54 protein-coding genes are annotated in these 26,562 nt (G+C 60.1%); 28 read left to right on the forward strand and 26 right to left on the reverse strand.

Going from position 1 to position 26,562, the window contains the following annotated elements:
• Positions 1–26 precede the first annotated feature (26 nt).
• The 20 genes from BLR13_RS39115 to BLR13_RS39200 form a co-directional block, all read right to left on the reverse strand.
• The gene (locus tag BLR13_RS39115; RefSeq protein ID WP_091977148.1) at positions 27–266 is read right to left on the reverse strand and encodes a hypothetical protein; all 240 of its coding nucleotides are present in this window, start codon (positions 264–266) and stop codon (positions 27–29) included.
• Entirely contained in the window at positions 256–591 is a 336-nt protein-coding gene (locus BLR13_RS39120) for a thioredoxin family protein (RefSeq protein WP_091977150.1), read from the reverse strand. Before BLR13_RS39120 ends, BLR13_RS39115 begins: the two co-directional genes overlap by 11 nt.
• On the reverse strand, positions 588–1,004 hold the full coding sequence (locus BLR13_RS39125; RefSeq protein ID WP_091977153.1) for a hypothetical protein: 417 nt from the start codon (positions 1,002–1,004) through the stop codon (positions 588–590). The genes BLR13_RS39120 and BLR13_RS39125 overlap by 4 nt, the downstream gene beginning before the upstream one ends.
• 25 nt (positions 1,005–1,029) lie before the next feature.
• Positions 1,030–1,518: a hypothetical protein gene (locus BLR13_RS39130; protein ID WP_157793776.1), complete on the reverse strand. Its 489-nt coding sequence runs from the start codon at positions 1,516–1,518 to the stop codon at positions 1,030–1,032.
• A 673-nt stretch (positions 1,519–2,191) separates the two neighbouring features.
• Positions 2,192–4,072 carry a collagen-like protein gene (locus tag BLR13_RS39140; RefSeq protein ID WP_091977159.1) on the reverse strand — a complete coding sequence of 627 codons (1,881 nt, stop codon included), beginning with the start codon at positions 4,070–4,072 and terminating at the stop codon, positions 2,192–2,194.
• Between the two features lie 1,130 nt (positions 4,073–5,202).
• Positions 5,203–5,466: a hypothetical protein gene (locus tag BLR13_RS39150; protein WP_091977165.1), complete on the reverse strand. Its 264-nt coding sequence runs from the start codon at positions 5,464–5,466 to the stop codon at positions 5,203–5,205.
• Between the two features lie 3 nt (positions 5,467–5,469).
• Entirely contained in the window at positions 5,470–5,823 is a 354-nt protein-coding gene (locus BLR13_RS39155; protein WP_157793777.1) for a hypothetical protein, read from the reverse strand.
• A complete protein-coding gene (locus BLR13_RS39160; protein ID WP_091977170.1) occupies positions 5,820–6,302 on the reverse strand; it encodes a hypothetical protein in 483 nt (160 codons plus the stop codon). Before BLR13_RS39160 ends, BLR13_RS39155 begins: the two co-directional genes overlap by 4 nt.
• A 220-nt stretch (positions 6,303–6,522) precedes the next feature.
• Positions 6,523–6,660 (reverse strand): hypothetical protein, encoded by a 138-nt coding sequence (locus tag BLR13_RS40920; RefSeq protein ID WP_157793778.1) that lies wholly within the window; start codon positions 6,658–6,660, stop codon positions 6,523–6,525.
• Positions 6,660–6,833: a hypothetical protein gene (locus tag BLR13_RS41295; protein WP_172805598.1), complete on the reverse strand. Its 174-nt coding sequence runs from the start codon at positions 6,831–6,833 to the stop codon at positions 6,660–6,662. Before BLR13_RS41295 ends, BLR13_RS40920 begins: the two co-directional genes overlap by 1 nt.
• Positions 6,834–6,841: 8 nt before the next feature.
• Positions 6,842–7,099, reverse strand: coding sequence for a hypothetical protein (locus BLR13_RS39165; RefSeq protein ID WP_091977173.1), 258 nt, complete (start codon positions 7,097–7,099; stop codon positions 6,842–6,844).
• 8 nt (positions 7,100–7,107) lie between these two features.
• A complete protein-coding gene (locus BLR13_RS39170; RefSeq protein WP_091977175.1) occupies positions 7,108–7,356 on the reverse strand; it encodes a hypothetical protein in 249 nt (82 codons plus the stop codon).
• Positions 7,343–7,774, reverse strand: a complete 432-nt coding sequence (locus BLR13_RS39175; protein ID WP_091977178.1) for a hypothetical protein — start codon at positions 7,772–7,774, stop codon at positions 7,343–7,345. The genes BLR13_RS39170 and BLR13_RS39175 overlap by 14 nt, the downstream gene beginning before the upstream one ends.
• A 69-nt stretch (positions 7,775–7,843) precedes the next feature.
• Positions 7,844–8,038: a hypothetical protein gene (locus BLR13_RS39180; RefSeq protein WP_091977180.1), complete on the reverse strand. Its 195-nt coding sequence runs from the start codon at positions 8,036–8,038 to the stop codon at positions 7,844–7,846.
• Positions 8,039–8,042: 4 nt separating this feature from the next.
• Positions 8,043–8,333, reverse strand: coding sequence for a hypothetical protein (locus tag BLR13_RS39185; RefSeq protein ID WP_091977183.1), 291 nt, complete (start codon positions 8,331–8,333; stop codon positions 8,043–8,045).
• 233 nt (positions 8,334–8,566) lie between these two features.
• Positions 8,567–8,707, reverse strand: a complete 141-nt coding sequence (locus BLR13_RS40925; RefSeq protein WP_157793779.1) for a hypothetical protein — start codon at positions 8,705–8,707, stop codon at positions 8,567–8,569.
• A complete protein-coding gene (locus tag BLR13_RS39190) occupies positions 8,708–8,992 on the reverse strand; it encodes a hypothetical protein (protein WP_091977186.1) in 285 nt (94 codons plus the stop codon).
• Positions 8,989–9,126, reverse strand: a complete 138-nt coding sequence (locus BLR13_RS40930; RefSeq protein ID WP_157793780.1) for a hypothetical protein — start codon at positions 9,124–9,126, stop codon at positions 8,989–8,991. The genes BLR13_RS39190 and BLR13_RS40930 overlap by 4 nt, the downstream gene beginning before the upstream one ends.
• Before the next feature lie 141 nt (positions 9,127–9,267).
• Positions 9,268–9,495 (reverse strand): hypothetical protein, encoded by a 228-nt coding sequence (locus tag BLR13_RS39195; protein WP_091977189.1) that lies wholly within the window; start codon positions 9,493–9,495, stop codon positions 9,268–9,270.
• Positions 9,492–9,653 (reverse strand): hypothetical protein, encoded by a 162-nt coding sequence (locus BLR13_RS39200; RefSeq protein WP_157793781.1) that lies wholly within the window; start codon positions 9,651–9,653, stop codon positions 9,492–9,494. The genes BLR13_RS39195 and BLR13_RS39200 overlap by 4 nt, the downstream gene beginning before the upstream one ends.
• Before the next feature lie 302 nt (positions 9,654–9,955).
• Between BLR13_RS39200 and BLR13_RS39205 the strand changes: the two genes are divergently transcribed.
• The 5 genes from BLR13_RS39205 (at position 9,956) to BLR13_RS39225 (ending at position 11,878) form a co-directional block, all read left to right on the forward strand.
• Positions 9,956–10,135 (forward strand): hypothetical protein, encoded by a 180-nt coding sequence (locus BLR13_RS39205; protein WP_091977194.1) that lies wholly within the window; start codon positions 9,956–9,958, stop codon positions 10,133–10,135.
• Positions 10,132–10,569 carry a hypothetical protein gene (locus BLR13_RS39210; RefSeq protein WP_091977197.1) on the forward strand — a complete coding sequence of 146 codons (438 nt, stop codon included), beginning with the start codon at positions 10,132–10,134 and terminating at the stop codon, positions 10,567–10,569. The genes BLR13_RS39205 and BLR13_RS39210 overlap by 4 nt, the downstream gene beginning before the upstream one ends.
• Entirely contained in the window at positions 10,566–10,826 is a 261-nt protein-coding gene (locus tag BLR13_RS39215) for a hypothetical protein (protein WP_091977200.1), read from the forward strand. Before BLR13_RS39210 ends, BLR13_RS39215 begins: the two co-directional genes overlap by 4 nt.
• 41 nt (positions 10,827–10,867) lie before the next feature.
• Positions 10,868–11,212 (forward strand): hypothetical protein, encoded by a 345-nt coding sequence (locus BLR13_RS39220; protein ID WP_244525034.1) that lies wholly within the window; start codon positions 10,868–10,870, stop codon positions 11,210–11,212.
• A gap of 69 nt (positions 11,213–11,281) precedes the next feature.
• The gene (locus tag BLR13_RS39225) at positions 11,282–11,878 is read left to right on the forward strand and encodes an RNA ligase family protein (protein ID WP_091977205.1); all 597 of its coding nucleotides are present in this window, start codon (positions 11,282–11,284) and stop codon (positions 11,876–11,878) included.
• 35 nt (positions 11,879–11,913) lie between these two features.
• Here the strand turns inward: BLR13_RS39225 and BLR13_RS39230 are convergent, their stop codons facing one another.
• The 4 genes from BLR13_RS39230 to BLR13_RS39245 are packed head-to-tail and all read right to left on the reverse strand — an operon-like array spanning position 11,914 to position 13,400.
• Positions 11,914–12,477, reverse strand: coding sequence for a hypothetical protein (locus tag BLR13_RS39230; protein ID WP_091977208.1), 564 nt, complete (start codon positions 12,475–12,477; stop codon positions 11,914–11,916).
• Positions 12,477–12,968 carry a hypothetical protein gene (locus BLR13_RS39235; RefSeq protein WP_091977212.1) on the reverse strand — a complete coding sequence of 164 codons (492 nt, stop codon included), beginning with the start codon at positions 12,966–12,968 and terminating at the stop codon, positions 12,477–12,479. The genes BLR13_RS39230 and BLR13_RS39235 overlap by 1 nt, the downstream gene beginning before the upstream one ends.
• Positions 12,965–13,144, reverse strand: coding sequence for a hypothetical protein (locus BLR13_RS39240; protein WP_091977215.1), 180 nt, complete (start codon positions 13,142–13,144; stop codon positions 12,965–12,967). Before BLR13_RS39240 ends, BLR13_RS39235 begins: the two co-directional genes overlap by 4 nt.
• Before the next feature lie 7 nt (positions 13,145–13,151).
• Positions 13,152–13,400 carry a hypothetical protein gene (locus tag BLR13_RS39245; protein ID WP_091977217.1) on the reverse strand — a complete coding sequence of 83 codons (249 nt, stop codon included), beginning with the start codon at positions 13,398–13,400 and terminating at the stop codon, positions 13,152–13,154.
• A gap of 61 nt (positions 13,401–13,461) precedes the next feature.
• Between BLR13_RS39245 and BLR13_RS39250 the strand changes: the two genes are divergently transcribed.
• On the forward strand, positions 13,462–13,983 hold the full coding sequence (locus BLR13_RS39250; RefSeq protein ID WP_157793782.1) for a hypothetical protein: 522 nt from the start codon (positions 13,462–13,464) through the stop codon (positions 13,981–13,983).
• 215 nt (positions 13,984–14,198) lie between these two features.
• Here BLR13_RS39250 and BLR13_RS39260 read toward each other — a convergent pair whose 3' ends face one another.
• Entirely contained in the window at positions 14,199–14,618 is a 420-nt protein-coding gene (locus BLR13_RS39260; protein ID WP_091977222.1) for a hypothetical protein, read from the reverse strand.
• Between the two features lie 782 nt (positions 14,619–15,400).
• On the opposite strand from BLR13_RS39260, the gene BLR13_RS39270 reads away from it, so the two are divergent.
• From BLR13_RS39270 to BLR13_RS39280, 3 genes are all read left to right on the forward strand, one after another.
• Positions 15,401–15,589, forward strand: coding sequence for a hypothetical protein (locus BLR13_RS39270; protein WP_091977228.1), 189 nt, complete (start codon positions 15,401–15,403; stop codon positions 15,587–15,589).
• Between the two features lie 85 nt (positions 15,590–15,674).
• Positions 15,675–16,058: a hypothetical protein gene (locus tag BLR13_RS39275; protein ID WP_091977230.1), complete on the forward strand. Its 384-nt coding sequence runs from the start codon at positions 15,675–15,677 to the stop codon at positions 16,056–16,058.
• Positions 16,059–16,299: 241 nt separating this feature from the next.
• Entirely contained in the window at positions 16,300–16,761 is a 462-nt protein-coding gene (locus BLR13_RS39280; protein ID WP_091977233.1) for a hypothetical protein, read from the forward strand.
• Between the two features lie 48 nt (positions 16,762–16,809).
• On the opposite strand, the gene BLR13_RS39285 is transcribed toward BLR13_RS39280, so the two are convergent.
• A complete protein-coding gene (locus BLR13_RS39285; protein WP_091977236.1) occupies positions 16,810–17,013 on the reverse strand; it encodes a hypothetical protein in 204 nt (67 codons plus the stop codon).
• A 1,337-nt stretch (positions 17,014–18,350) separates the two neighbouring features.
• Between BLR13_RS39285 and BLR13_RS39290 the strand changes: the two genes are divergently transcribed.
• The 19 genes from BLR13_RS39290 (at position 18,351) to BLR13_RS39370 (ending at position 26,559) form a co-directional block, all read left to right on the forward strand.
• Entirely contained in the window at positions 18,351–18,956 is a 606-nt protein-coding gene (locus BLR13_RS39290) for a hypothetical protein (RefSeq protein ID WP_091977238.1), read from the forward strand.
• Between the two features lie 96 nt (positions 18,957–19,052).
• Entirely contained in the window at positions 19,053–19,472 is a 420-nt protein-coding gene (locus tag BLR13_RS39295; RefSeq protein ID WP_091977240.1) for a hypothetical protein, read from the forward strand.
• Positions 19,473–19,562: 90 nt separating this feature from the next.
• Positions 19,563–19,763 (forward strand): hypothetical protein, encoded by a 201-nt coding sequence (locus tag BLR13_RS39300; protein WP_091977242.1) that lies wholly within the window; start codon positions 19,563–19,565, stop codon positions 19,761–19,763.
• Positions 19,764–19,793: 30 nt separating this feature from the next.
• Positions 19,794–19,916 carry a hypothetical protein gene (locus BLR13_RS42370; RefSeq protein ID WP_283808263.1) on the forward strand — a complete coding sequence of 41 codons (123 nt, stop codon included), beginning with the start codon at positions 19,794–19,796 and terminating at the stop codon, positions 19,914–19,916.
• 939 nt (positions 19,917–20,855) lie between these two features.
• Entirely contained in the window at positions 20,856–21,242 is a 387-nt protein-coding gene (locus BLR13_RS39305; RefSeq protein WP_157793783.1) for a DUF6197 family protein, read from the forward strand.
• A 3-nt stretch (positions 21,243–21,245) separates the two neighbouring features.
• Positions 21,246–21,428, forward strand: coding sequence for a hypothetical protein (locus BLR13_RS39310; RefSeq protein WP_091977246.1), 183 nt, complete (start codon positions 21,246–21,248; stop codon positions 21,426–21,428).
• Positions 21,428–21,700 (forward strand): hypothetical protein, encoded by a 273-nt coding sequence (locus BLR13_RS39315; protein ID WP_091977249.1) that lies wholly within the window; start codon positions 21,428–21,430, stop codon positions 21,698–21,700. Before BLR13_RS39310 ends, BLR13_RS39315 begins: the two co-directional genes overlap by 1 nt.
• Positions 21,700–21,909 carry a hypothetical protein gene (locus BLR13_RS39320; RefSeq protein WP_091977251.1) on the forward strand — a complete coding sequence of 70 codons (210 nt, stop codon included), beginning with the start codon at positions 21,700–21,702 and terminating at the stop codon, positions 21,907–21,909. The genes BLR13_RS39315 and BLR13_RS39320 overlap by 1 nt, the downstream gene beginning before the upstream one ends.
• Positions 21,906–22,151 carry a hypothetical protein gene (locus tag BLR13_RS39325; protein WP_091977253.1) on the forward strand — a complete coding sequence of 82 codons (246 nt, stop codon included), beginning with the start codon at positions 21,906–21,908 and terminating at the stop codon, positions 22,149–22,151. The genes BLR13_RS39320 and BLR13_RS39325 overlap by 4 nt, the downstream gene beginning before the upstream one ends.
• A 109-nt stretch (positions 22,152–22,260) precedes the next feature.
• Complete coding sequence (locus tag BLR13_RS39330; protein WP_091977255.1) at positions 22,261–22,527, forward strand: hypothetical protein; 267 nt, start codon at positions 22,261–22,263, stop codon at positions 22,525–22,527.
• A 510-nt stretch (positions 22,528–23,037) separates the two neighbouring features.
• Positions 23,038–23,436 carry a DUF6197 family protein gene (locus BLR13_RS39335; protein ID WP_091977257.1) on the forward strand — a complete coding sequence of 133 codons (399 nt, stop codon included), beginning with the start codon at positions 23,038–23,040 and terminating at the stop codon, positions 23,434–23,436.
• Entirely contained in the window at positions 23,433–23,609 is a 177-nt protein-coding gene (locus BLR13_RS40935) for a hypothetical protein (protein WP_157793784.1), read from the forward strand. The genes BLR13_RS39335 and BLR13_RS40935 overlap by 4 nt, the downstream gene beginning before the upstream one ends.
• 2 nt (positions 23,610–23,611) lie before the next feature.
• On the forward strand, positions 23,612–23,842 hold the full coding sequence (locus BLR13_RS39340; protein ID WP_091977259.1) for a hypothetical protein: 231 nt from the start codon (positions 23,612–23,614) through the stop codon (positions 23,840–23,842).
• On the forward strand, positions 23,839–24,093 hold the full coding sequence (locus BLR13_RS39345) for a hypothetical protein (RefSeq protein ID WP_091977261.1): 255 nt from the start codon (positions 23,839–23,841) through the stop codon (positions 24,091–24,093). Before BLR13_RS39340 ends, BLR13_RS39345 begins: the two co-directional genes overlap by 4 nt.
• Positions 24,090–24,785 (forward strand): hypothetical protein, encoded by a 696-nt coding sequence (locus BLR13_RS39350; RefSeq protein ID WP_157793785.1) that lies wholly within the window; start codon positions 24,090–24,092, stop codon positions 24,783–24,785. Before BLR13_RS39345 ends, BLR13_RS39350 begins: the two co-directional genes overlap by 4 nt.
• A complete protein-coding gene (locus tag BLR13_RS39355; RefSeq protein WP_091977265.1) occupies positions 24,785–25,405 on the forward strand; it encodes a DUF7007 domain-containing protein in 621 nt (206 codons plus the stop codon). Before BLR13_RS39350 ends, BLR13_RS39355 begins: the two co-directional genes overlap by 1 nt.
• The gene (locus tag BLR13_RS39360; RefSeq protein WP_091977267.1) at positions 25,405–25,872 is read left to right on the forward strand and encodes a hypothetical protein; all 468 of its coding nucleotides are present in this window, start codon (positions 25,405–25,407) and stop codon (positions 25,870–25,872) included. Before BLR13_RS39355 ends, BLR13_RS39360 begins: the two co-directional genes overlap by 1 nt.
• Entirely contained in the window at positions 25,869–26,306 is a 438-nt protein-coding gene (locus tag BLR13_RS39365; RefSeq protein WP_091977269.1) for a hypothetical protein, read from the forward strand. The genes BLR13_RS39360 and BLR13_RS39365 overlap by 4 nt, the downstream gene beginning before the upstream one ends.
• Entirely contained in the window at positions 26,263–26,559 is a 297-nt protein-coding gene (locus tag BLR13_RS39370; protein WP_157793786.1) for a hypothetical protein, read from the forward strand. Before BLR13_RS39365 ends, BLR13_RS39370 begins: the two co-directional genes overlap by 44 nt.
• The last annotated feature ends 3 nt before the right edge of the window (positions 26,560–26,562 follow it).

The raw sequence follows: 26,562 nt of genomic DNA on the forward strand, positions 1-26,562 counted from the left end.
GTTCTTTCTTGCGACTGAGTTTGTAATCAGTGGAATGAAGGGTAGATATGCTCGTTATCGAGGTCGCGGATGTCGACGGTGACCAGCCGGCCTTCAGGAGGCACCCGCACGACGACGTACACCGGATCATCTTCATGATGATCCAGTATCTCTTCACCCTTCTCGTCGAGGATGTTGGTGATCGGGCAAACGAACCCACCATCGAACGTCACGGTTTCGGTCTTGAGATCGATCACGAAACTGACGTCGTCATCGTCACCGATCATTTCGAAGGCTTGGGACGGACTGAACCATCCACTGGACGATTTCCGCTTTGGAAGCGGAGCCGTGCCGTTTGGCGATCATGATACCCTTGTCGATCGCGATGATCGCCGGGATTTGCGTAACTTGGTAGCGCTGGGCGATCAGGTTGCAGTGCTCCACGTTCGCGGTGAAGAACTGAACGCGGTTGCCGTATTCTTTCTCGATATCGAGGAGGATCGGAGTCATTGCCTTGCATGGCTGGCACCACTTGGCTTCGAACTTCATGACGATGGGCAGCTTGGCACTTTCCAGTTCGGAAACCAGGCTGGTGTCGGTGATGGCTTTCATCGGGAGAAAATCTTCTTGATCGCCCCGACCCCGGCCACGCCGCAGATCGTCATGACGATGTTGTATTGCATGTCGGCGTAGAGGCCTGGCAGCTTGGAGACTTGCCAGCTACCTACCTCGTGACCGAGAAGCGGAATGCTATCGAAAACGACAGCTGCGATGTGAATGATGAAGATGGCGAACGCGGTGGGCACCATCCAGGCCGTGAACCAGTGCTCACGGTCGTCCTTGCGCATGTCGGCCGCCATTCGGGCGACCTCGACCTTGTAACGCAACTCGGCGACATTCAACTGGACATCACCGCCAACCGCGGTCTTGAACTTTTCGAGATCGGCGTCGGACTTCTTGTTCAGGTAGTCGAGAAACGACGCCCCGAGCTTAGGCAGAAGCCCAAGCAGGATTGAAAACAGCATAACTTGTCCTTGAAGGTTTGACGTCCTAGAGCGACGAAGCCACTCGGAACAGCTCATCTATCTGCGCTTCCGTCAGGGAAAGACCGAGACCGATAGCTAAGATGAGAGGATCGGTTCTGGTAAAAACCGAAGCGTAATCCCAGGTGATCTTTGTTGCGCCGCCAGCAGCCTCGACAGCAGCTTCGACCTGCCCAAGAAGTCCAGCGCCCAGGAGCGCGAGGCGAGCCTGACGTGGCGTGACATTCTGAGGCACTATCGATGGCGTGTCCTCGTATGCGACGGTGACAACAACCTTCGTGCCGTCGAACGCTGAAGTTCGAGATACCTCGGCGTGCCACGGTGATGGAGGATCGTCAGACATCCAGCGCTCAACGAAGCGATAGTCACCGTAGGTGTCGCCAACGGTCGCGCAAAGAACCTGATCAAGGTTAGGAAGTACGAGGACTTCTGGAGGGCTACGAAGCTGCCCCTTAGTTTCACCGAAGGCGATAAGCTCGTTACCGCCTGCGTCCATGACAGAGTATCCAATCTGTTCCATTACATTCCTAGCATTGGCATGTTGAAGGCCGGTACGGATATGTACGGCGTGTAGTTGAGGACGATGACGCCTTGGTAGGCGGGGCCTGGTGCGCCGCCGGCCTTGGCAACACGGTCAGCGAAACCAGCGCCGCCGCCGCCACCGCCGCCACCTCCCCACGCTCCACCTGGAGAACCGGCACTTGGGTAGTTTGGAGATTGACCTGTCCCGGCTCCGCCGGCACCGCCATAAGGAGCTGCTCCAGAACCACCCGTACCGCCTGCGCCTCCATAGGGAGAGGAGATTCCTCCTCCTGCAACGCCATTGTTTCCGCTAACAGTTACGTCACCGACGCAAGATGCTGCGTTGCCTCCTAATTGGCCGTTGCCTCCAACAGCGAGACACGTACTGCCGTTGATAAACCAAGAGGTTCCTCCGCTGTTGAGGCCGATAGCGAATGAGACCGTCGATCCGGGAGTGACGGGTACGTTGTTTCTTCGAGCGTAAGCACCGCCACCACCACCGTACCCACCATTTCCTGGAGAAGTAAGGCCGTCAGTACCAACACCAGCTGCGCCTTGCGCACCCGCTCCCATGCATTCGACGCTGTCGAATTTGACGCAATCCGCAGGGATAATAAGCTGCGACCCAGACGAAAGAACAATCTGCGTCACTGGAGTGCCTTTATCGTGTAGGTCGAGATGCTGTTGATGCGCCTGATCGACATGATGAACTTGCTGCCGTTCGTGGTCGTAATCGCGTCACCGGTCGTTCCGATGGAAAAGCCTGATACCGTGATGGCACCTGCACCGGCCGCGTTGACGATGAGAAGGTCGACAGCGCAGTCAGTTGCTGGTGCCGTCAGTGTGAAAGCGCCAGCGTTGCTGCCGAACTGGTAGTTGCCCAGAGCCGGATTGACCGTGAAGCTGGTGAACGTTCCGAGGTTGGCTGGCGTGAACTTGAAGCCGCCAGTGATCGTCTGGTTTCCGGCAAGAGCAACCGCATCGGTAATGCCGTAGCCGGACAGGTTGGTCGGCTTCGATCCGATCTGAGCGAACGTGTAGTCATTGGCCTGAGCTGTGACAGCTCCGCTACGACCAAAGACCGTATTGGCAATCGCGTCGGTAATGCCGTAGCCAGCAATCGTCGTTGGTTTGGCGCCGATTTGAGCGAACGTGTAGTCGCCAGCCTGAGCCGTGACCGCACCGTAGCGACCAAACACCGTCTGAACTTCGTTATCGGCGCCGTCGATCGCATCCCAGGTCGTGCCATCGAAGATGATCGTATCACCGACTTGCCAGGTGTTATGGCCGTCGATGTTCGTCGTGCCTGGAACTGAGACCTTGTAGTACCAGCCCTTGGTGCCAACGCCTGAAGCGAGCGGCGGCGTATTGGTGCTGGCGTCCCAGGTGCCGTGATAGACAACAGCCCCGACAAGAGAAGCAGGGATCTGAGAGGTCGACAGCTTTCCGCCGGCATCGAGGGTAGCAACGCCGTTGCTGGCGCCAAGGCTCGATGCACTCACCGCGTCGGTGATGCCATAGCCGCCCAGCGTGGTCGGCTTGGAACCGAGCTGAGAGAAGTTGTAGTCACCAGCCTGAGCGGTTACAGCCCCTGAGCGTCCGAAGACAGTGTTCGTCAGGGTGTCGGTGATGCCATATCCCGAGATGGTGGTTGGCTTGCTGCCAATCTGCGCGAAGGTGTAGTCGCCGGCCTGCGCCGTTACTGCGCCGGTCCGCCCAAATACCGTTGGAACGCCAGCCGTAGCGCTATATGCGCCCCAGGCAGAGCCACTGTAGATCTTCAGCGTATGGGAAGTCGTATTCCAATACATTCCGCCAGCTGTGATGGCGGCGCCGAGCGGATCAAGGGTCGGGTCAGAGGATTGCGCTCCGTACCAAGCGCCCTTGAAGCTATTCAGGCTACCCAATGCGCTCGATGCGCTTCCGGCCGCTGCGGTGGCGCTATTGCTAGCGTTGGTCTCGCTGGTTTTTGCGTCGCCGGCTTTGGCCGATGCCGTAGCAGCGCTGGTAGCTGCGTTGGCCTCGCTTGTATTGGCGCTGATTTTCGAAGCCGCGGCAGATGTCTTGCTTGCGAGACCTTCAGCGGCACTAGAAGCCGCGCTGGCAGCACTGGTGTTCGCTACGTCTACCCGCGCTTCCACAGCGGCAAACGCATTTGCGAGATCATCCGTGATGCCTCCGGTGTCTCCCTTTACACCCTTTTCACCCCTGTCCCCCTTCAGGCCACGCGGTCCAGGAGGGCCTTCTTGACCTTCTGGTCCAACGATACTCGGGAACATTGCCCGGAGCTTGGTAAGCGTTACGGACAGGAACCGGTTGCCAACCTTGATGTCGACAAGAACTTCATCTTCGCTCGGTCCCGGCAGCTCGCCGACTGGCGCCTGATCGGAAGCAATCGCAATCTTGCTGTCCCGGACTAGATATTTTGCACCAGCGGTCGTCAGATTGACGATGGCGTTGATGTCGTAAAAGTCTTCGCCGACGAAGATGCCCTTCGGGGCGATAACGCGGTACCGCTGCGTGCTCATCGTTCTTCTTTTTTTGTTGTTGGCACCGGAGGAGAGACTTGAACTCTCTCACAACAGTTTTGGAGACCGGGCGCCTTCGCCGGAGGACTCCGATGCATGTTTTTTGAATGACGTTCCCCAGCCCGATTTCTTCAAGCGACGGCGTAAGCCAGTCGTCGGGACGCGATGGGGGTATGCGTGCGCCTTTCGGCTTCTCGTCTACTGTTCTGAAGTATGCGGTATACTGGAACTCAGTATTCGCAATTCGCGAACAGCGAATTAGTCTCGCGGGGTGGTTTCAGCACCGCGATCCTTTCGACCTCGACGCGCCATCAGGCGTTACTCGTCTCAAACGGTCGTCAACGCCATACCATGGACCTCTGCGTCGATTGGCTGTGAACGATATTGTTACCCCTCGTCCAGGGCCGCGAGATTAGGTGGGAGTGCCCCAATCCAGAAGTCGGGCACTCAGTTGCCTCAACCGCATCGCGTTGATGATGATCAATCATTCCCCCTCGGGGGCCGCTTTGAGGAATTACGAGGGCTACGGGCCTACTGGCTTATCCCGTTAAAGCCGTCACCGTTACCGGTCCGGTGAACCACCTAATTGCTACCTGATACGATCAGGTACAGGCCGAGGAGGATGAGCGGCGAAGACAGCACAGTGATGCGCTGAAGCAAGCTCGGCTCCCAGGCCTCCCAAGCCTTAATGTATTCGTATTCGCTGAACGGCTTGGCCATCCTCAGAGGACGAGCAGCACGGTTTTCAGCACCACCACCGCGAGGATCGCGTTGACGGTTGCGTTCTGATGGGTGGAAACCCAGGCGACGGCGTAGTTATAGACGGATTTGACCTGATCGATTTTGGACTCCGCGGTTCGAGAAAATGGTGCCCGAGTTTTGCAGCGAACTGATTTGTGCTCGGGCGCCAGCAACCGGGGAAAGGAGGAAAACCCCTCGCTGGCAGGCCGGGCCGCGGACAGACGGTCGGCGCTTTTTACGCCGCTCCCTGTCTCAACAGGCTCCGGGGATGACTGAGGTCTCGTTAACCCTTGGCCTTCCGACGACGGCGGCGCTTGCGCTCCAGCCGAAGCTCGGTCAGCTTCATGTTCTTCGAGACCTTCTTGATATGTTTCTTCTTCATGTCTCTCTCAGTCGACGTGTTCTTGCGGGATCTTCCAGTGCGGAGGCACCGTGGTCACCGTGAGGCACAGGTGAGGCAGAAGCTTTCCCATGACCCAGTCGGCGTGCTCCTTGAAGACACCTTCGCTTGGGCGGATCAGCTTTGCGTGCTGGTAGAGGTTCGAGAGCTGCTGGCCGTAGACCACCGGCACCCACTCAGTGGGGTCCAGGCGCTGCCAGCGGATCATCGCCTCGGCCTGCGTCTTCGAGGACGCGACCATTGCGCTAACCATGGTTCATTCTTTCTGAGCCACAGCCCGGTCGATCCAGGCGTAGACTTCAGGGTTGTCGCGGCGGGCTGCGATCTGAACCGGTGTCAGTCTGTTGACGACGGTCTCTTCGCTTGCGCGGCCTTTCAGCTTCGCGGCAGCCCAGCAGGCGTGGTTGATTTCATGTTCGAGGATCTCGGCGAAGTGCGAGTCCGGCATGTCGGTCCGGATCCGGATCTCGAAAGTGAAGATGTTGCATTCGCCCCGGCAGCCGGCAGCTTCCGCTTCCACTGGATCCCAGTGGATGAGCGTGTACTCGCAGATACCGATCTTGATGATACCTGGCAGCGTGCGTCGGTCAGGCAGCCTTCGCCGCCTCACGATATGTCTCCGGGACCGCAGGAGCGGATGCCGATGGCACCAAGCTGGCGTGGAGAGACGTAGACGATTTCCCGATGGGCGATCGAGCTGTCGTCACCGTTCCAGCCGATGCGTTTGATCAGCTTTCGAACCTTGCCTGGATAGATATTCCACATCAGCGCCGAGAACTCCTCGGCGTGGGAATAGGTGAAGCTACCGTCAGGCATCTTCTGCTTGACTGATGCCGTGTGAAATCCGAGCCTGGCGTTCGGCGTGATGCAATAGTTCTGCCTCGGTACGATGCCGAGGAACAACGTGCAGGAAGAGACGCATTCTCCGTCGACCACGACAGTCTCGCCGCGGTCCCGGATGTCTGAATACTTCTTCACGAAGTCGACGATGATCCCGCCGGGATCGTCCTCGATGATCAGTGCGTGGGATGGCGCCACGGCAGCAATCATCATCAGGCCCGCAAGGGCCAATGATTTCAGAGCCTTCATTTTCGTGCTCGGTATTTTTGGGAGCCGCTGGCTCTCAGCTGAACAGGTGCGCCATCAGACAGGTGAGAATGACAAACAGCAGCGGCGCCAGGATGATTAGTCGATCAAACGTCTTCAGTCCTCGCATAGCGCACCTCGAACGGGTTCAATTCAAAAGCCCGGTCGATGGACGCCTGCCATATCGCGTAGCTGAACATCAGGAAGCAAAACGGAAACGGCATCAGCCTTCATCCGGTTCGAGAAGGAGGTCGAGGCGCGAGGAGATTTCCTCTGTCGCGCTTTCGAGAGCATCGGCCAGGATATTGGCGGCGAACATCAGGCCGATCGCAACGATGATGCCTGCAACGATGACAGACATCACATGATCCCCAGCCAGATCAGCCATCCGTGGATGACGCCGATCGGGAAGATGATGGCTCCGATCAGGAGCAGCGCGATGGCGCCGGCCTTGAGGCAGCTGACGACGTGGGTGACCCAGGCGCACAGGGCGAGGAGCCAGCACAGAATGGGAAGCAGAGCGAGTGAACGCATGAATTTCCTCAGATGACTTTGAAGTGGCCGCCAGTTTCAACCCGGTGGCGCCAGTGTTCGGTGATTTGTCTTTCGAAGCGCGCAGTCTCTTCGAAGTCCATCCGCCAGTGCGGGCGGATGACCACGATGCGATCGAAGAGGCGACCGTGCAGCGAGTCTTCGTGGCGGTAGATGGCCCACATTTCCCGGGAGAGCCCAAAGGCGTCCAGGTAGATTTCAGCGATATCCTTCGTGGCCGCGATCACCGCGCACCACGGCTTTGCCATCTGCAATCTCATTGCTCGCCCTCGTAGGGATCGCGGAAGATCCCCTTCTCCATCGCGACGATGCGAATGGCGTTCTGGAGGCCAGCGGTCCGTTTGGTTTTGATGGCCTCGACCGGCGTGATGCCGCCGAGGTATTCGTTGCCGCGCATCATGAAGAACTGCGCCTCTGCCGGCCCGACCAGCTTGTCGAGCACCTGGATGGACCGGTGCAGCACCGATGCGAGCCGACTGGTTGAGATTGGATCAGGCTTCGTCATTACGGAGCACCGTGATGTTACCGCCCGATCCCGGGTCGAACCGCATAGCGACTTCGACAGCCGCCTCAGCCGAGGCGCCCTGCGCCATTGCGCCGAGAGCGAACTCCTTGCCGCTGCCCATCGCGAAGAATGGCGGCTTGAAGACGATCGTGCCGCCCTGCTCGAACATCTCGATCGGCTTGCGACGGCGCCGGATGATGACGCCCTTGCTGTTCTCTTCGAGCATCGGAAATTCGCCGTCCTCTCCGTCGAGGAACCAGCGATGAAAGGCCTGCGCCCATCCGGCATCGCCGGCAGCGCCAGCGAGTGCTCCATCGTCGCGGCGCACGATCTTGACCATGCTGCCAATGATGGCGGTGCCCTGGATCATGCGGGTGTCGGCGGCCATGATGCCGTGTCGATAGGCGACCGTGGTCATGCCGGCTCCTCGACGAGGAGGAGCATGAAGGCGATGCAGATCGCGATTGCGATGATGATCTGGGTGACCTCAGGCGGCATCGCGCTGGCTCTCCGTGAGCAGGTAGCTGACCTCGGTTTCGAGACTATCGAGATAGAAGTCGACGAGGCGTCGGGTCAGCGACCGGTCCTTGAGGCGCGTCTGCGCCCGGATGATGTTTCCCCGTCTCCAGCTTGCGCTGTAGATGCGGGATGCGGCGTTTGCCGCGGCGTAGATTTTCTCCACCGGGTCACGCGCCGACCGAGACTGCGCCGAGGATGGCCTCGACGACCTTTTCCATGGCGAACCGAAGCACCAGGTCGTCAGCCTGTTTGGCCTGGACGTCGTGGTAGCAAACGGTCTCGGCATCGTCCGAGATGGCCGCGCCGGCCGGCGACAGGTCGATCTCACTGAGCTGCGGAAACCGCATCAGGCGAATGACGCCCGGGTACATCGGGATACGCCGCCAGCAAGCTACCTCGTCCTCAAGCGCATTCATCGCGAGGTCGGTCAGTTCGGCAGGTATGTGTGCTTGCGGCATCGTGATGTTCCGTCAGTTAGCGCTTCGGCTTCCGCGTGGACTTGCGAGCTGGCTTTGCTTCCTTGACCGGCTCGTCTTTCGGAGCGGCCTGTTGAAAACCCGGCGAGTGCGCGTACAGCATGAGCTGCTCCTGATTGGTGACCCGGGCTGCCGTTGGCAGGCACCGGGCTCTGTGAAACTTGTGAGAGGAGAGCCGGCTGACTTCTCGATGGAGAGCCAGCCGACTTCGATCCTTAGCGGAAGGCCAGGAAGGCCGTCACGGCGATCAGGGCGAGAGCGATGCCGATCACGTAGTACTTGGTGTTGCTGAGGTTGTCGGAGCCGCCTTCAGCGGGCTCGCGGGTGACGATTTCGATGGGAGTGCGATCAACCATTTATTTTTCCTTGGGTTGGTTGCGGGCGGGGTGAACGGTGGACCCGCTCTGCATCGAAGCAGATAGCGGGTCTTTGAAATTCGGTATGCCGAAGAGGTCGCGCTCGATCATCTTGGTCATCCTGTCGGACAGCCAGCGAGCAACCTTCTCGGTCTCCTCCTCGCTCAAGCGCGTGGCAGGCTCGGCGAGCTGAACGGTTTGCGTGTAGGTCGTGATCGGGACAGTCTGGACCTCGATGTGAACCTGCGTGAACCCTTGCGGAATTACGAACGTCGGCCCGGTCATTTGACCTCGATGCAGAACATGCCGTTGATCTGGGCGCGGACCTGGTTGGTCTGCACGGTGGCCCAGACGTTCATGGCGATGGCGACCACGAGCACGGCGGCAAGCGCCAGGTTGGCTTTGGTCTCACCACTCATCGAACGGCGCCGAGGATCAGCCCGATGACGAGGCCGAGGACGATGCCGAGAACGGCGTCACGCAGATACAGCTTCATTTGAACCACCAGCAGATGACGGCCACGAGGATCAGGGCAAGAATGTCGAAGGCGAGTATGGGCATCATCGGATCGCCCAGGCCACGAACGCCGGGAGCCAGATGCCGAGCAGCACGATGAAGACCAACACGATGTTCGCACCCGTCCCTGGTCCGTCCGCGTCCGCGGCGTGTCGGTTTGACTCTGGCGCGGAGCGCCCCGCGCGCTCAGCGCGGATCAGCTCTTCGGCACGGTCCAAAATTGCCTCACGGCGGTCAGCCGGAAGCGCGTTGAAGCGGTCGATCGCGTTCATGGGCGGTACCGACCGATCAGGCTGAGCACGATCATCGCGACCAGGACGCACAGGATGGCGCCGCCGCTCAGCACAAGAAGCTGGATGATCGATCTGGAAATGATCACCAGGAACTCGATGTCCGCCGTCGCCAGGTATTGTGCAGGAGCAGCTGACATCGAGTTCCCTACCGTTTGCATTCATGCAATCCCTTAGACACGCCGAACTCCTGTCGCCTTGCCAGCCGGCCTTGAGCCGGGTCAGCATGGGGTTTGTGGGTCCGGGAACCGCCCAATTGCCCGGTTGATGGCCGGGCCGTGTCTTAGGGGCTCTTGGTTACGTTTGCACGAATGCTAACGCTACACGAACTCCTACAGCGGTACCCGGCTTTTGTCAACCCGAGCTTTTGCCCGGATGCAAATGTCGGAACACAGGGTGACCCGCCGTTGAAATTCGACCCCCCAGATGGCAGATAGAGCCCATGACAGACAGCGACATCGAAAAACGAAAAACCGCCCTGCGGGAGGCGCTGCGGCGCAAGCCAGGCACCGGCCTGCGGGTGACGATCGATACCCTCCTTGCCGCCGCCGAGCTGGTCAAAGCCGAAGAGGCCGAGCCGCTCGAGATCGGCCGCGAGATCTGGATCAGGCTGCCGGTTTGACGGCCCTCAGCCGCCGCCCCTCCAACGACCCGCACCGCAAAGGCTGGCGGGTGTTCTACGGCGACGTCCAGATCGGCCACATCGGGGAGCGAGCCGGCGTCCCGATCGACGTCGACCAGTGGGGCTGGAGCCTGAGCTTCTATCCCGGCACCGAGCCCGACGACGGCGCAGGCGGCACGGGTGCGACCTTCGAAGAATGCCGGGCCGCGTTCGAGCGAGCCTGGGAGGAACTCCGACCGAAGCTCACCGAGGAAAACTTTGAGGTCTGGCGCCGCGAGCGCGACCGCACCGCTTGGAAATACCGGATGCACGACCTGGGCCTGCCGATGCCGACCCAGACCACCACCGGCTGGTCGAAGTGCTTCTGCGGCGCTGACATCCCGATTTCATGTGAAGAGCATATCCATACCGTCCACCGAGGAATTGGCGAATGAGACTGACCAACGAGCGGCCCTACGCGAAGCCGGAGGCTGCGGCGAAGCGGCTATGGGAGATCATCCAGAAGATCGAGCCGGTGCATGGCCGCACGCACGTCGAGAAATTCAACGGCCCGTTCCTATTCGTCGACATGGCCACACCTGCCGAGTATTCGGCCGGCATGAATATCCTGGTGGAACGCGGGTTCTGCCAGTGGCACGAGAGCGGAACTTTCATCACACTGCTCAAGGAAACCGACTCGCATTTCGACTGAGGCGACCCTACGTTTGACTCCGGTCAGTGGAGTTTATGCGTATGGCCTCGCCCTCGATTATTCCCAACGACCGGCTCGACCGGGATTTCTACATCGTCCTCGAAGAGTTCCGGGACGGCGCCGCGTTTCGGGAGACCGACGAAGGCGTCGGTTATGACGACATCATCGATCAGCTGCTGGCCGGCGAGTTCGGCCAGGTTCTACGGGTGGTGGCGTTCAACCCATCCGAGGGATGGTCGAGGGACGCCAGCGAGGATATCGCCCGCGAGCTGGAGCGCCGGATCAGCAACGAGGGTCGCGAAGTCTCCGACGCCCTGACGGACTTCATCGAAGGTCAGCTCGGCCGCAAGATCGGCGTGCAGCTGCCGCTACCGCTTCAGATCTGACCTGTAAGAAAATCGCCGCAAATTTCTGACACGACTCGCATTTTGCCTTCGGGCTCATAGATCACTTCAATGCCAAAACCGTTCGAATATTGTCGGCCGGTCGCCCAAAAGGCCGTACCCGCTGGACCCGACTGGATCCACGAGGTCAAATACGACGGCTACCGCGGTCGCATCGTCCGCGAGGGTAAGGACGTGCGCCTGCTATCGAAGTCTGGCCTCGACTGGACCTGGCGTTTCCCCTGGATCGTCGAGACGGCGCACAAGATCCGCACGAGCCGCTTTGCGATCGACGGCGAGATCGTCGTGCTCGATGTGCAGGGAATCTCCAACTTCGACGCGCTCCACTCAGGCCGGCACAACGAGGAGGCCCAGCTCTACGCCTTCGACCTCGTGGCGCTGGACGGCGATGACCTCCGCGACCTGCCGCTGTTCGAGCGCAAGGACCGGCTCGGCAAGCTGCTCCGCGGCCGGCCCGAAGGCATCTTCGTGGCGCCGTTCGAGCAGGGCGAGATCGGCCCCAGCCTGTTCGAGGCGGCATGCCGCATGGAACTCGAGGGCTTGGTGTCCAAGCACCGTGATCGGCTCTATCGGCCCCGGACCTGCGACTGGGTGAAAGTGAAGAACCGGGCTCATCCGGCGTTCTTGCGAGTGATGGACTCATTTTGAAAAGTGGAGGTAGGCGACGACGAGAGCGGCGACGATCATGTCGACCCCGACCGCTTCTGCTCCTCGACGGCTTTCTCGCACATCGTCTTGAACTGCTGGAACGTGTTGAGCAGATGGCGACCGCGCTTCATGAACTTCTCGAACCGCCAGTAGTCGAAGGATTCGGCGGTCACGAAGTCGTCGCTCTCCAGCATCTTCGAATGCCACAGCACCATCGGTATGCCCTCGGGCGGCGTCGCCGTCTCGCCGGGCATGTCGCCGCCGAAGCGGACGGACCACGTCCCGTGGGCGATCAGGTTGCGCTCCTGACGGAGTTCGGCGAGCGCGTCCCACATTGCCGACACGTCGAGCTTCATGTGGTCCTCGACGATGGAGCGGATGAACTTGATGTTTTCGTGCGCGTGTTCCTTCGCGATCTGCTTCTTCCGCTTCAGGTCGGGCTGTTCGAGAGCCCATACGCTTTCAATCAGCATGCAATCGATGTGCGAGAAGACGGTCACCGCATCTGCGATGGCGATCTTGAGGCGGTCCGGCAGCGTGAACGACCACGTCATGCCGGGGACGGCGATGCTGGTCGGCGGCGGTTTCTGTTTGGACATCAGGGCCTCTCGAAGATCGGAATGGCGTATATCGCCTTCTCGATTTCGAACCGCAGCCTGGCGCAGCGGTCGGCCTGCGCGTCGAGGTCGCCTGGCCGGTCGAAGTGGACCTCGCTCTTCATCGAATTCCGCGACGTATGGATCGCGCGGTCATGGCCGGATCCGACGACCCAGAGTCCGTGCACTACGCGGATGCGAACCGCGTTGACGTCGTGGCATTCGGCGATCAGATTCTTGAGCGCCGGGTCCGGCTTGCCGCCTTTTTCCTTGGCGGACAGCGCCAGCAGAGCCGAGCACAGCTTGGCGAAGTCGAGTCCGGAGGTCACGATGTCGAAGTATTCGTCGCCGATGCGGGCCATCTCGGCGACGTGGTGCCGCAGAGTGTACTCCAGCTGCGAGAACTGGAAGATGAAGCGTCCGATCTCGCGATAAATGGTGTCGGTAGGCCCGGGACCGCCGAAGGTTATGCCTGTGACGACGTTCTCGGTCACCGGAACGGATTCCAAAGTTCGACGTGGAACGCATACCGGAAGATGATGACCACGACGCCGTACATCAGCGTCAGGCAGAACAGCCCGGCGGCGGCCTGCACCAGGCCGACGAAGCCCAGGAACGCGACCGCGCGGCCTACCTTTAATTCGTCCTTCGGCTTGTCTATCTCGGTCACGGCCGCCTCAATTGCAGTTCGTGTAGATCGTGTTGCCGTTCACGTTGCTGATGCAGTTGTGCGGCTGGGCGACCGGCGCAGGCGCGGGTACCGGCATGTAGTACGGCTGCGGCGGCGGTGGCCGGTTAGCCTGCTGCGCCAGCAGATACTGGGCGGCGAACGCCCGCTGCTCCGGCGTCATCGGCTCCGAGGCGCACCCGGCCAGGCAGCCGGCGGCGACGGCGATCGCAATCCATTTTCCCCAGAAACGGCCCATTACTCTCCCCCAAGTTGCGGCCTATAATGGACGGGTCCAGGGCGGGAATCGAGGGGGATCAGTGAAAATAATCGGTATTTCAGCGGCGATGGCGGTCGCTTGGGCCGCGACCGCTCAGGCGAATGCCTTCGACGACTGCGTCCTGAAAAACATGCAAGGCGCGACGTCCGACGTGGCGGCCAAGTCGATCAAAGTGGCCTGCATCCGCAAGTCCTCGGTCACGCTCACCGACGACGATCTGAAGGGGCTGAAGGTCTCGAACGGCTTTTACGGCACGTTCGGCATGATGCGGACGCCGGGCTTCACCGCCGAGGTCAAGAACAACACCGGCTTCATCGTCACCGAGATCACGTTCGCCATCACGATCGGTGACGGCCCCGCCGAGATGTACCGGGTGGACAACTTCAACTACCAGGAGCCCGGCGTGATCTACACGGGTCCGGCGCCGGACCCGACGTTCGACATGCGCATCGATCCTCTCAAGAGCAAGAAATTCCAGTTCGAGATGGACCGGCGGGAGATCGAGAAGAAGAAGAAGTGGGGCTGGTCGCTCGTCGGCGCCAAGGGGATCGTCAGCCAATGAGCGGCGGCTTCAGGATGGCCTCGGCAGCCGACAGGGCGAGATCGGCCCCGACCTCTTCGACGCGGCATGCCGCATGGGGCTCGAGGGTTTGGTCTCGAAGCACAGAGAGCGCCCCTACCAGGGCGGCCGGTGCGACCACTGGGTCAAGGTGAAGAACCGGCAGCACCCGGCCTACTCTCGCGTCGCCGACCAGTTCTGAACTCGGAAGCGGGAGTTCAGAAGGGGCTCGTTATGCCCTTGCATCCGTGAGCGTAGATGTATTGCCACGCACGAATAATACGAGCGTGGTCAGGAGACTCCACCATCAGTTCGTAATCGGTGATCGGTTGCGCAACGCCCTGATATACCTCTTCCATCACCTTCGACTTACCGTGGATACCGACACGGGAGTAGTTGCCCATCTGCCGGGTGAAGGGCTGAAACGTGATGCTGTTGGTCACGATGTTATTCAGGAAGTAAGTGCGGGCTCCCATGCGGAAGACGCAGTTTTTCTTGTCCACCACATCTACCGTGCTCCCATCGCGCCCCGTAATTGCGAAGCTCACGGCCTGGATCATGTCATCGGCATGCGCCGAAGATGCCGACACCGCTCCAAGCAACACAGAAACCATAAGATATTTGATCACGGCAGCCATGGGATATCCTCGGTGAAGGCTCTGTGCCTGCATGGCACGCGGTCGTTAGTACAGGTCGTCGCTGCGAAGCTCATCCGGCTCTACCCTGTCGGGAAAATGTAGCCGATAGGCCTCCCGCCGATTTACGAACCTGTTGGTTGACGTGACGAACCCATGGTCGTCACCATATGGTTGTTCGCCCTGATACCCCTCCATCGCTTGAAGAGCACGGATAGCATCACTGTGCCGGTGGCCTCTGATGACCTTTCCATTGGAGGCACGAACAGCAGCGCAGATAATTATTTCGGGCGTGGACTCGTCCATGGCCACATTCAATACAGATGCTGTCATGCTCCCTCCGCCGGCACCGTCTATCTACGGATTGCCGGATAGTTTCAAGGACCTTTAGTTTGCCGCCAACGCAAGGCTTGGAGGTACCGGCCGCGGACCTGCGAGTGGATCAAGGTGAAGAACCGGCAGCCTTCAGCCGCGTCGCCGATCAGTTCTGAAGTCGTCGAGCCGGCCGTGCCGCCGCGCATCGCCCAAGTTCTCGGCCGGTCCTCCCCGAAGGGGACTATAGGGGTTGGTTCTAAGGTGGTGGTTCTAAGTAGTGGTTAAAGGTGTCACTTAGGATGACACCCCCCTGTCATCCTGGATGACACCCCCTGTCAGTTAGGATGACACCCCCACGGTGCGGAGATTAGGCGGCCTATTCTCCGCATCACGGCCGGCGGAACTGGATCCTCTTGAGCGCTTAGCGCTCGCCGGCCATTGGGTCTAGGCTCTGACGCCGAGGGTGCAACATGAACGATGAAGCCGCAAAGGCTGCTCGCCTTATGAAGGTCGTCGAGGTGATGGTCGCCGAGCTGCAGCGCCAGGGCGTCGCCGAGGCACTGGCGGATCTTGGTTTCGACCCGACGCCTTTGGCCGAGTCGGTCATCAAGGCAGCGGACGGCGATGTGATCGACCTCAGCAGCCGCCGGGACCGATGATGACTGAGCGCGGAGCGCTCGCCGGCCATGCTCGCTGCAATTCCAAAATCTTGCCTTCCGTTTGCATTCGTGCTAGGCAGGCCAGATGCAAACAGACTGGTTGAGATGGGGCGTCGAGACGGTCCTCAAGACGTTTCGCGACTCCGAGGCCGCCGGGTATCGCTCGCGCGATCGGCAGTATGCCATCGAGATCCTCGCCAAGGCCGAGGAGCAGGCTGGCGCCCCGGGCGCGCTGCAGGGCCGCGACGACACCCTGCGAGGGCTTGCGGCATTCTTCAGCGAGTCGCCGCATACGGTCTGGTCGAACGACGAGATTGCCGACTGCCTGACCAGCATGATCACCCCGCCCGCGGACGAACCGGTCAAGGTCACGCCGAGCTGCGGCTGCATCTTCTGCGACTTGGACCTGGAGGCCGTCGATGGCATTCACGACGGACCGGCCGGCGAGAGAATTGAATGTAGCGCGTAGCGCTCGCTACCGGCGGCGGCATCGAGGGGGGCGGTCGGCAGACCGGCGGTCGTAATAGCGGACCGTGACAGGGGCACTCGCTTTCGAACCCTGCCTCCCTCCATGCTGCCGTGATCTTGAAAGAAGCGCGTAGCGCTCGCTACCTACGGTTATGGTCGACAACTTGTTCGCCGCGTTGTATCTAATCTAAAACTGGGGGTGAACGATGAGACGATCCGGAGTTGCGATTATTGCTTGCCTGATGCTGATCCATCCGGCCGCCGCGCAACAGGCGACCAAGTTCAAAGGGTTCTTCATCGGCATGAGCAAGAAGGATGCGATCAGCCTCATGCCCCAAGGCTATCGCCTGAAGCAGGGACCGGCAGCCATCGGATTCGTTCCTCCAAACGCCATGATGGATCTGGCAAGCGCGATGTTCGACCTGGATCCGGACGGCACGGTAACGCAGATCTATCTGAACAAGAGCATCTTTGGTGCTGAAGAGATGCCGGGCGACCAGTTCATGAAGGCCATCGTCTCGAACTATGGGGTGGGAGAAGTGTCGTGCGAGACGAAGCACACCGAGTACGAGCGGCTCAACGGTGTGCCCAAATACATCACCTCAACCGAATGCACCGGCTATTCCAAGAACGGTGAGCTGGTCCAGCTGACCGAGTCCAGGATCAAGGTAACGAAGCCGCGTCAGAAGCCTTCGTTCAATTGAGCCGGTCACGCGCGGCGCCGATCGATATCCTTCAGCGCGGAGCGCTCGCTACCCATGCCCGTCTCGGCGTTCCTCGTCGCGGCGCGCGAGCCAGGACAAGCTGTCCGCGAGGTCGTCCGCATCTTCTGCGCTGAGCCCGGTGAGGGTAACGGTGTCTTGGCACGCCACCAGGCCGGTCAGCACGTCGATGACTGACCAGCCGAATGTGTCCCGGCGAATGGTATAGCGGGCGTACTTGGGCTTATGCGCCATCGCGTCATTCTACACTAGCGCGGAGCGCTCGCCACACTCGGCCTCGACCTCATCCGGTAAATGGCCTTTTAGGCGCGGCGCCGCTCGGGATGACCTCCCGAATGGGGTGGGGTCTTTTCGAAGGCCACCCCCGTTTGCATTTTCCAGGGCTTAGGAAGGCCATGGAGAGGCTTGCCGACCAGCCGGTACTGACCCAGCGGCCAGGGTGTTTTGGAGGGCCGCCCGTGCTCCGCTGCTCCTGGAGGGTGACATCCAGTGATGGTCCTAAGGGGTTGGCGGAAAAGGGCCTTTTAGGGGTTCGAAGTTTGGATGAGCTGGCCGACCCAGTACCCATGTCAAGAAAAAAAATATTCTCCCAAAATTGAAACTTTGAAATGATATTCTTTGCTCGAATGCAAATTTTCGTTTGCATTCCTCATTGGCTTTCGGCATATTCAATCCATCGAAACGACGTTGTTTCGGTCAAGTTGCAAAGCGGTCGGTTCCCTCTTGAACCTTCTGACTCTGCCCGGCGATGTGATGCCGAGTAGTTTGGACCTTTGAAACTTGCACATAGCAATTGCGGACCTTGTAGCGGTAGCAAGCAAATGCGTTCTAGGGCCTTGGGCCGATGCCGGACGGCGGAACGTGTAAGCAAGTGAGCGAAGGGGAAAAGCGGCGAACGTGTCATGTAGCAACCGGGCAACCGGCCAAGCCTTGATACCAAGCCAGCGGATTGCAGCCCTTCAATGGGCGGATGTGCAAGGGGATAGGTTACAGGCTTTCACCTAGACGGTTGACGAAACCGGAAAATAGCATCGGAGAGTCCTATTCAGTTAGGTATACCGTTGCCTGCTAGATCGGAAATTATGCATTCGACCCTGTACGGAGTCGCGTGGCATTCCTTAAACTGCTTTGACCGGCTGGTTTAGGGAACGTTCACGCAATAGACTTTCCAGACGCTAACACGCGCGGGTTACCCTAGCGGTAACCTTGTGGCCTCCGAATGCATGGTTCAACCGGCTATCGTTTCCCGCTCTATTCGGCAATGGCATGCTTTGAGCGGTGCGATAGCGGCGGACAAACCAAGCCAGACAATAGCGCAATGATATAGGCGGAACGGCGGAACGCGGGCGATTTATCGCGGCGTTTTCTGTTTCGTCCGGACCATTGCGAACTAGGCCCGGCAAAGTCCCGTCTTAGCAAAATTTCAACGTCAAACACCAAGCGACTCCGAGTGCATTTCAACGTGCGCTCGGAGTCTGCCTGCTATCCGGCAAGCGCATTCGACTTGCCCTTACCCGATAGCAGCACAGCATGACTATCGATCACCCCCACTCCCAATGGAGACTCGAACTATGTCTGTCACCAACACTGTCAAGACTACCGCTCCCGCCGTCATCAAGCTCATTGAAGGCGAGAAGGCGATTACCAAGGCCCTTGAGTCAATCAAGGCCCGCGGTGCATCGCTCCAGCGCGATATCCACACCGCGGCGTGCTCCGTGCTGTCGCATGTCGGCAAGCATAAGGACGTCCGGCTTGTGACCAAGCTGCTCGAGTCCATGCCTGACATGTCGCGCAAGAATGCGCTCAAGGCGTGGTTCGAACACCACGGCCCGGTCGCCTTCTCCGAGAAGGGCGAAATCAAGTATGCGCCCGAAAACCGGATGCTGCTCGGCAACGCTATGGCCAAGCCGTTCTGGGCCTTCAAGCCGGAGGCCGCCTATGTCCCGATGGACGTGTCCGCCAGCTTCGACTCCTTCATCAAAAAGCTGGAGAAGGATCACAAGGAAACCGGCCGCGACCATACCGCGCTGGTGTCCCAGCTCCTGAAGCTGCGCCCGGATACCGACGAAACCGCCAAGCGCGACAGCCAGAACGAAAAGGTCGCCAAGGCACCCAAGGCGCCCAAGGTCACCGCCCCGGCGCCCGTGGAAGCTCCGAAGGTCGCCGTCGCCGCCTAACGGACGGTTTGCGCCCTCTCCCGATCGCAAGGTCGGGGGAGTGGCAAGCCGTACCCTTCAAACGAGACCGACTCTCCCAACGCCAGAGGTGCGCCCATGCGTGTCTACCTGCAAACCCAGAATGCCCATGGCTCTTGGGTGACCCTGCTCGACGGGTCTGCCCTGTGTGCCCGCCCCGCCCGTGGTCTGCGCGGCAAGTCCCACCTGGCCAACCGTACCCCCAAGGCATCGGGTGGCAATCGCGTCGAGTATGAGCTGACCCTTGCCCTGTTCGACCACCTCGAAGCGTCGCCCGCGAACGCCCGGCTGATTGATTGCGACACCAGCCGCGTCGTCGCCAGCAAGATGACCGTCGATCGCGACCGTCACCGCTTCAAGTATCCGGCCACGCCAGAGATCCGCCGCGCGCCCCGTCCCGTGGTCCGTAAGTGCGACGTCGGCATCATGCCCCGCATCGCCAAGTGGAAGCGCACCGGCCATCTCCAGAGCTGGTACGCCGGCATCGTGATGCGCTGATGTCCCGCTGCCCGATATCCCGTCGCGACTGGCTCGCCCTGATCGCGATCCTCGAACCAATCCCCTCAACCACCGCCCAAGGTGCGCCCCATGGTGACCATCCGAGAAGCCCGTCAGCGTCTGTTGGTGTCAGGCATGCGTCTGTCCCGCCGCGATGCCGAGTTCCGCGTGGCCTTCGCCGAGTTGCCGTACCCAAAGGCTGAGAAGTCCGCCTACTACACCGACGATATCGAGGACGCCATGCTTACCGGAGCCATGATGCGCCGGAAGTGTGTCCGGCCGCTTGCTTGAATGCCAACGTTTGCTCTGGAGTTGCGTACCATGCCCATGACCATCTTCGAAATCTGCGTCGCTGGCTTTTTCCTCACCGTGATGGCGCTTGCCGGCGACCATCTGGGGCGCGTCCATGCAGGCGTGGCACCCCTGATGCACTACATCTGGTAATTCAGAGCCCAAAATCGGGTCTAGACCCGTGTTTTTGAACACCAAAGTACCGTTTTAGCCTCCGTAGGCCCCACATCTAGTGTTTTTGGGGTCTAACTGGCGCAATTAATTGCCCGCCTTTTATGGGAAGCGAAAGATCGACTCGACGGACTTCTGGCCTTTTGAGTTACATCTGACCCGTAGTTCGCCTGTATGCGTCAGATCTGGTGCATTGATAGGTGCCGTTTGCATCTGGTCACAGACCACGCCAGCTGACCGGCTTGTCTCTCCTGTCCTTACTGCTCCTCCTCTCGTATCTCAGTCTTGAGGTGGTGCATGTTCGGCGGCCGGCGATTCCGGGGCGGCTGCGTTTCGTCTGGTTTTCATGGGGTTTTCGATCTCATGGGCGCCGGCTGATGCCGCTGCTACCCTGACCGGCTGAGCTGATCCGGAACCGTGTCCGGGTGTCTCCAACCAGTCCCGACCAGTGCCTTCTGCTGGTCGATGCTGCCCTAGTCCTGGCTCTGTCCGCTCCCCCTGTCTTGATGACCATGGGGGTGGTGTGCCTGGTCCGGGCGGCCTCCGAAAAATCCCCTCGGCCGGTCCGATAATTCGTCGGCGGCCCATTTTCCGGGGAATTAATTTCGAATTTCGGAGGGCTGATCGAGGCCCTTCCGACCCCCGATTTATCTCACACGAACGTGGCGATGTTAGGGCCAATTTGCTCTTGCATTTCCGCTTGCAGTGATGCAAATAGCGAAAACAAACGAGGCAATCGACGATGAATATGCGCCCCACCCTGACCGTTGTGATGCTCGACGGCACCGTTGAGAGAGTCCGCATGCGGTCCCTCCGGATCGCCCGACACGCCGCTTTCCTCATGAACGAAGGCGGGCGCTACCGCGCCGCGTTTGCCCGAATGATGCCGGTGGTCCCTCTCGGCTGGCAGGCGGTCTGACCATGACAACCGTGTTTCAGGCGCTGACCGTCACCCGCGAATTGATCGCCGATCCGGCACGCTGGACCAAGGGCTACTTCGCCCGGGACACCGCCGGCTCCGAGGTCTACCCGACCGAGTCCAACGCCGTCTGCTGGTGCGCCGATGGCGCGCTGGCAAAGAGTGCCGATGTGACAATCGACGCCGAGAGCGGCGAGTGGAGCTGGGACACTGCCGGCGTCTATGAGGCCGCGTCCAAGCTGCTGCGATCGGTCACCAAGGAGCTGACCGGCCAGACCAGCTATTCGCGTGTCAACGATGGCAACGTCGAGATCGAGGACAAGAGCCCGCATGAGGCGATCCTGTTCGTGCTCGATACCGCCCTTGAACGCTTTGAGAAGGAATCCTGACCCATGGCCCGACGTACCAAGCAGAGCAAGGTCGACGCCGCCCGCATCCAGCGCGCGGTGACCGGGATACTGATCCCGATGACGTCCATCACCCGCGTCTATGCCCACGCCGAAAAGCTGATCGCCGAGGGCGCCGACGACGACCACCTCGCGAACGGCATTCGCGTTTTCTTAGGAGGCCTGTGATGCTGCCGGCATCCCCTCACCCGTTCGACCCGATGCAGGCTGATCCGGCCATCGTCGAGTCCCAGGACAACGCGGTCCGCACGACCCGCACGTTCTGCGAACGTGGTCTGGATGCGTTCGAGTTCCGCTGCTCCGAGAGTAACCGACACTACGTCGTCACCCGGACCGGCGAGGCCGCGCGCTGCTTCGAGTTCGACCAGCTCGTCGCCTTCACCTCGTCCCGCATGATCCAGGCGCTCAACAAGCCTTGGTCGCTACCCGGACGGGCCTGATGATCCTGACCGCAAAGACCGAAGGCGCATTCTGTGTCGCCGCCAATCTGCCCTGCTCGCTGCCCTTGGGCGGCTGGCGGGTCGATGTCGATCCCGACATGGCACATGCCCTCGATCCCGAGGACTACTTCGAGACCAGCAGGATGACGGCACGCAATACGCCGCACCCGCTTTCACCCACACCCCATCCCTCATGGAGCGAGATATGACCGCCCACAAGCGCATCAAGGTGACGGACGATCTGGGCAATGTCGCCTACATCCATCGCAACCAGCTTGGCTGGACCTGCACGCTCGCCAACGGCATTCCGGCCAGCTTCTTCTACGCAGTCGGAAATGTCGACGAGACGGCATTTCGATTTCATCTTGAAGATGCTGCTGATGATGATGCCCGACTGAACGTCGTCAAGGATCACGCTGGACCTCGCCGAAAGGTGGAGTTCTTCAGCTAACGAGGCCCCGAGGTGTGCAGTAAAGCGGTCTGCACACATAGGCAGGGGAAATCCGCAGCGGTCAAAAACTAGGGTCTAGGAGACATGGCGTCCCGCACGCCAGCCGAGGATGACCCGCCATACAGAGAGCAAGACGTTCGCGATCCCGGAGAAATGGGTAGCGTATTCATTGGTTGCTGCGACCCAAACGCAGTGGCGAGGCCGGCGCTATCCGGCCATTCAATTCGAGGCATTGATGCAGAACAAGTTTTTGGCTGCCGCCATCTGGATCGGTCTGGCGCTCTGGTCGTCGAGCGACAACACGGGTGTGATCTTCCTGATTTCCTACTCGTGTCTGCTGATCGGATACAAGTTCGGCAAGGCCAACGCTGACTAGCTTTCGTCCCCCGCCGTGTAGCGCCTGCCTTGCGTGATACGGCACGCCGCACATGCGGACACGGTGGGGGTCGTCACTAAATTCAACTGCCACGGAGAAAGACAATGAAGTAAGCGACCCCGCCTAGATGACACAGCACGGACGACCTTTATGACCGGAGCAGCCGGGAGCGACCGGACCCAATGCACGACCAGCGGCGTGCCAACCAATCCGCTGGAGCTATTCGTCCCTCACCGTGACTGCCTGCCTTGCGTCATACGGGACGCCGCATTTGCGGACACGGTGAGGGATTGAACGAAATGGGAGGGCGGCAGGCCGCCCACAAAAGCGAGAGGCTGATCCCGGCTCGCGCCCTGCTGCTTCCCCGAAGGAAGTAGTCGTCGGTTGGAGGCAGACCTGCCGTCAGATACCCCAAGCTCTGATGGTGGTGGAGAGAGAACCTCGCGAACCGACTGCAATTTACGCCAGAGGTGCGCCTTGTGGCTTGTTTGAATGCGAATGAGGAATGAGATGACCGACAGATCGACCATCCACGCCATCCTCGTGGCGGCGCGCAAGCGCATCGAGAACCCTGCCAATTGGTGTCAGGAGTGGCACTTCCTTTTCACGGACGGCACTCCCTGGCTCTGGTCCTCCGTGATCACAGAGTCTGGATACCTGCTTCCTGGCCCGGAACAGTTGGCCTACGTCCGAACCAATGTCGCCCGATGCTGCGCTGACGGCGCGATCCTGCTGGAAGTTTTGAACGATCAATCGCAGGCCTACATCGAGGCTGAGGACATCATGCGTACCGAGGCCCAGCGCCTCTACGGCATGACCTATTCCAAGGTCAACGACAGCGAGGACGGTCACGCCAAGGTGCTGAAGGTGTTCGACGCGGCAATCGCCTGGGCATCGGAAGCAGAATGAACCCCTTCGAATTTTACGACGCCGGTTACCTCGCCGGCCTCGAAGGCGATGACGCATGCCCGCATCTCGCCTTCACCCTTCCCTGGCTCTGGTGGCGCACCGGCAACTTCGTCGGTCATCACACCATGTGCTCGCAACTGGAAGCCATCGCGCTCCTATTCGAACAGGACTGAGCATGACCAAGCGCAAGAACCAGCCCGAGACGAATGTCGAGTTCGTCACCCGCCTCATCGAGTTCAGCAACTACGGACCGTTGGCGCAGCTCTTCATCCTCGAAGCCATCCGCAACTGGGCAGACCTCGTCGCCAAAACCGAACCGGCAAAGGTCGATACGCCAATGATCAGCGGCCATGCCTGGGTCGGCGTTGCCCGCGAGATCAAGGCAAAGATTGAGGAGCGTCAATGAGGCAGTTGATCCACGATCCTCGCGATGCCTGCAAGTGCTCCTACTGCGGCATCAAGGAAGACATTCACCTGCTCGACGGTGTGCTCGACAAGCATGGCAACGACACCGGCAAGCTCGGATGCATCAAGTGCTACCCGACCGAAGGATGGTGCTGCGGTAGTCCCGAGATGATCGAGATGAGCATCGCCCCTTCCCTCCGCCCTTTCTACGACCAATACGCCGCAAGCGAACAATGGAACATGCGCCGATGACAGACCAGCTCGAAACTATCCTCCGCCGCGTCGTCCATCCTAACTGCGATGCAGACGTGCCGGCCCTTGCCGATCGCATCAAGGGCATGTTCCCCGGCTTCACCAATCTCGAGATGGAAGCGGCGCTGTGCGTGTGGGAATGCCTCAACGAATGGACGCTCGGCACCGAAGAGCAGGTCGAGGCCATGCGCGTCAACTGCGAAGAGCATTCCCACGAAGCGCTTCGGCTTGAGTGGATCGAGATGCGGGAAGCAACAGGGTCCGGCGAGATGCGCTCGCAGTCGATCTTGCTCGGCAAATGGTGCCTGGAGATCTACGACATCCTGACCAAGCGTAACGAGGACTTCTTCGGTTACTGGTCATACGACTGGGAAGTGATCCCGGCCATGCTGAAGCATGCCGTCTGCAAGGATGGCAAGGCCTCGATGTATCGCGGCGATTATATCTACGCCGGTGGCGAGCTGATCGACCCGCACAGCGCTGCCCAGCTGGTGGCGCAAGAGTTCATCCAGCGTGGTTTCGATGACGAGTGCAGGCGTGAGGCCGACAAGCAGTGGGCTTATGCCGACCTGGTCACAGACGACGCTGGCGAGCGCATGCGCCAAGCCTTCGAGATTGGCGAAGAGCCGGCCGCGTTAGTGAAGTGGCTCGGCGAAAAGTTCGACCTCACACCTGCATCCGGGTATTTTTGATGACCGACAATATCAGCCTGTTCAAATCCTGCCCGTGCCCCGCGCGTTCACCATGGGGAGCCATCCAGACCAAGCGCGAACTGGCGCCTGGCATCTGGTCGGTCTCGACCGCGGGGCACGGCGGCATCAAGCTTTCCCGAGAACGAAACGCTGGTGTCCCGGACTATATGCGAGCCGAGGGCGGCTGGTATGAGGAAGATTGTCAGTGGTCGATCGCAGCGATGATCTATCCTGGAGCTTTCCAGCGCGTCGTCCAGATTGATGGTCGGCCTGACAAGACCGAGTACGACTACGCTCTCGACTCATTCCGTGGCTGGTACCCTGACGAGTACGAGAGGTTCTTCAACGTCAAGCTCCTGCCCGGAGAGTCGCGGAGCCGAGACGAGAGGATCTTCATCGAAGAGACAAAGGACAAGTTCGTCCTGCGCTCTGCTTGGGGAGACTGGGCGAGCTGGGTGCCAAAAGGCAAGGTCGGCGTCTGCGCAAGGCGGGCCAGCGATGGAGCCGAGAAGTGGTTCCTGATCGGCGAAACCTACACTGAGCGACGTGCAAAGGGCATGCACGGCATCGTCATCGATCCATCAGTCGACACTGAAATCGAGAAACCGGAGAACCCGTGATGTCATATTCTTGCGTCGATTTTGTCGACACCATCCTCAACCTGCTCAACATCAAGGTGCCTTTGGAGGATCAGGATAATCCGCAAGGACAGGCTGAACTGGCTGGGGCTGAGATCCTCCGGCTTCAGGCCTCCGACGCTGCCTTGAAGGCACGGCCGGCAACCTCAATGGAACGAATGCTCTATCTGGTCGCCCCAATCCACGATCAATGTCCCGTCGATCAGGACGGTGTGGTCATCCGCGACCTTTTCGTCTGGGCGACCGACGCCAGCGAGGCCGTCAAGTTCTGGCGGGAATATTACGAGATCGGCGACGACGAAGACCTTGAGGAATACCCGCTCGGCATGACCGAAAACGTTCGCGTCTTCGAATGCCCGATCATGCCGAACGCCGCTCCGTCAGGCGCTGTCTGCTGGGGTCAAGTTCACTCTTACGGCGCAACCGTCAACGAAAGGATCGAGCTGTGAAGAAGCGAGCGTACATCACGATGACCCTGGCTGTTGATCTGGATATGGTTGCCGGCCCCTGGGACAAATCGACCGACTACACTGACGCAATCCAGCGTCAGTTCCACAGCGCTGCCTGCTACGATCCCGAGCTGACAGTCCACGAGATCATCGAGCGGAACTACGACTACGTCGAAGGCAAGGGCTATGTCCGCCCCACCGTCTTCACGATTGTCGATCCATCCCCCGCTCAACGTCTCGCAGAGGATAACGCGGGCACCTGGGGCGAACACCACACCTTCACGCCAGCGGACTGGCGAATGGACGTCGATAATCACGACACCCGCGCCGGCTACTGGGACTGGGTTCAGGCGATGATCGAAGCGTCAGAACGTGTCGACGATCCCGACTATGACGACGACGGCAACCTTCGTCCCGGTGTCGACCATGCGTGAGTACGTCAATGCCAACTGCAGCAGCTGGAAGATCGACGACGGCGAGCACGACGTCATCATCCTATTCTTCTCTGGACCCAGGGGCGGCACGCAGTTCACCGGCAACATGACGCCGGATCAGGCCCGCCATCTGCGGGACAATCTCGACAAGGCCCTACTTCGGATTGAAGGAGCGGCGCCAACCGGCAGCATCGACCATATGCCCGACAACAACTCCGACGCCGTTGACGCAAACGGCAGTCCAACCTGGTGACGT

The sequence above is a fragment of the Bradyrhizobium ottawaense genome, assembly GCF_900099825.1.
Taxonomy (GTDB): Bacteria; Pseudomonadota; Alphaproteobacteria; order Rhizobiales; family Xanthobacteraceae; genus Bradyrhizobium; species Bradyrhizobium ottawaense_A.